Genomic DNA, 2,671 nt, shown 5'->3' with positions numbered 1-2,671 from the left:
GTGCCGGTACGGCGGCCGGTGCCCGGGGCGGTTCCGGCACGTCCGGCCCGGCGGGGGCCCGCAGGGGTGTCACGGCCTCGCTCACCGATGTCGTACCGCGCCGGACACTCGCCGTCATCGCCGCGGTCGTGGTGCTGGCCGTGCTCGCCGTCGTGCTGGTGTTCACCCTCGGCGACGGTGACGGCTCCGGCGGGGGCTCCGCCGCGAAGGACAGCGGGACGACGGCGGGCAAGGACGGGGCGGCGGACGGCGGTTCGGCGGCGGACCGTCCCGCCGAGCCCAAGAGCGACGACGGTGCGGGGAAGCCGGACCGGGACAGCGCCGACGGCAAGGAAGACGCCGGCGGCCAGGACGGCCGGAGCGGCTCGGACGGCGGTGACTCCGCCGGTGACGCCGGCAAGGAGGCGTCGGACGAGGTCCCGGACGGCTACGCGGAGAAGACCGACGACCGCTTCCACTTCTCCATGGCCCTGCCCGAGGGCTGGAAGCGCACCGGCATAGCGGGCCAGAACTCCGGCGGCATCTACAGCGAGTCCGGCGGGTTCCCCCGGGTCCAGATCGACTTCAACTCCTCGCCGACAAACGACGCGGCCGCCGCCTGGCGGGGCCTGGAGGACGCGGTGCGCGGCAGCATGCCCGGCTACAAGTCGCTCGGCATCAGCAGCGTCGACTACCGCGGCTACCCGACCGTCGCCGACTGGTCGTTCGAGCGGGACCAGGGCGGCGAGCGGGTACGGGTCCTCAACCGCGGCTTCAAGGTCGACGCCCGGCACGGCTACTCGATAATGATCACCTGTGTGAAGGACGCCTGGGACGAGAAGGAGTGCCGGACCCTGCGCGAGACGGCCTTCGCGACCTTCCGCCCCCGGTCGTAGCGGCCCGCCCGGACGGCCGGGAAATCCCCGGGGCGCCCGGTTCGGCCGTCCGGTCGGCAGGGCCCGGCCCGGGCACGTATCGTGAGACGTTGCGGACTGTACGCAGCCGCAACCGGACGGATACCGACTGGAATTGACTGGTCCGTACGGAATCGGGAACGCGCGCTCCGGGGAGGCGTCGTGGAGGACTACGCGGGTCGGGTGCTGGCCGACCGCTACCGCCTGCCCCGGCCGCCCGCGGACGCCTGCGACATCGTCGAGACCCGGGCCTTCGACACGTACAGCGGACAAGAAGTAACGGTCCGGCAGGTCCCGCTGCCCGAGACCGTCGAGGCCGAGATGCCCGGCCCGGACGGCAGTTGGGGCGCCCCCGGAACCGGCCGCGCCACCCGCCGCCCCGGCGACCCGGTGGTGCGCCGGGCCCTCGACGCGGCCACGGCCGCGGCGGCCGTCCCCGACCATCCGCGCCTGGACCAGGTCTTCGACGTCTTCGCCGAGGACGGCGGCCTGTGGATCGTCAGCGAATACGTGCCCGGCCGCCCGCTCGCCGCGCTGCTCGCCGAGGACACCCTGTCCCCGCACCGCGCGGCCGAGGTCGCCGCGGACATCCTGACGGCGCTGCGCGCGCTGCACGCCCTGGGCTGGGTGCACCGCAACATCACGGCACGCACGGTGCTCGTCTGCGACGACGGCCGCGCGGTGCTCACCGGCCTGGCGGCCGGGGCGGCCGAGGAAGCCCTGTGCGGCTACGACCCGACGCCGCCGCCGGAGACGGAACCGGGGGACGGCCCGGGCGGTCCGGGCGGTGGTCCGGGCGGCGGAGACGGGACGGTGCCCGGGGGCGGAGCGGTTTCCGGAGGCCCGGGTGGCGGGCGCGGACCGGCTTCCGGGGGCCCGGGCCCGTCCGGCGGGCCGGCCGTGTCCGGGGGCGGCGCGAGTGGTTTCGGCGCCGGTCCGGGCGGTCCGGGTGGTTCCGGTCCTGCTCCGGGGACTTCGGGCGGTTCCGGGGCTTCGGGGACTTCGGGTGCTCCGGGGGGCGGTCCCGCGCCTGGCGCTTCGGGTGGCGCTTCGGGTGCTTCCCCTGATGGCGCGGGTGTCTCCGGCGGTGCGGTTGCGTACCGCGGTGATGCGGAGGTCGCCGGTGTCGACGCGGGGGCCTCCCGTGGCGGCCCGGGAGGTACGGCCGGCCGGCCCGGCACCGGGCCGGGATCCGGAGGTACGGCCGGCCGGCCCCGCACCGGGCCGGGACCCGGCGGAACGGCGGACGCGGACGGCTCCGGACGCGGCCCGCACACCGCCGGTACGGGCTCGCTGCCCGCTCTGCCGGACGGCCGCCAGCCGCGGGTACGGGCCGTCGCCGCCTACTCCGCGGGCGCCCGCGCCGCAGCCCGCGCCAGTCTCCGTACCGACGGCCGCGGCGACACCGGCCGGTCCGGCCCGCAGGACCTGGGCCCGGTGCCGGGACCGCACCTGCCCGGACCGGGACAGCGTTCGCCGGGACAGCAGTCGTCCGGACAGCAGCAGTCCGGGCACCACGCGTCGGGACACCAAACGTCGGGACACCAAACGTCGGGACCGCAGGCACCGGGCGGGGGCGCGCACCCGCCCGGGCTGCCCGCCCCGGGGCAGTCCGCTCCCGGGCGGTTCCCCCAGGAGCAGCCTGCTTCGGGCCGGTTCACCCAAGGGCAGCCCGCCTCCGGACAGGACCGCGGCGCCGGGTGGAGCGATGCCGGTGCCGGGGCCACCGGTACGGCTGCCTCCGGAACCGTTCCCGGGCAGTCCCTCCCCGGCCGCCC

At 76.8% G+C, this 2,671-nt stretch carries 1 protein-coding gene and 1 pseudogene; both read left to right on the top strand.

Features of this window, described 5'->3' with window-relative positions; all coding sequences use genetic code 11:
- Nucleotides 1–875 (top strand): annotated as a pseudogene (locus GCU69_RS32585) (serine/threonine protein kinase); the annotation flags it as partial.
- Between the two features lie 180 nt (nucleotides 876–1,055).
- The coding region (locus GCU69_RS34315; protein ID WP_156205586.1) for a protein kinase at nucleotides 1,056–2,671 on the top strand (1,616 nt) is incomplete at its 3' end.

The organism is Streptomyces lycii (genome assembly GCF_009735685.1).
Lineage (GTDB): Bacteria > Actinomycetota > Actinomycetes > Streptomycetales > Streptomycetaceae > Streptomyces > Streptomyces lycii.
This window is presented reverse-complemented; position numbering and strand designations above follow the sequence as displayed.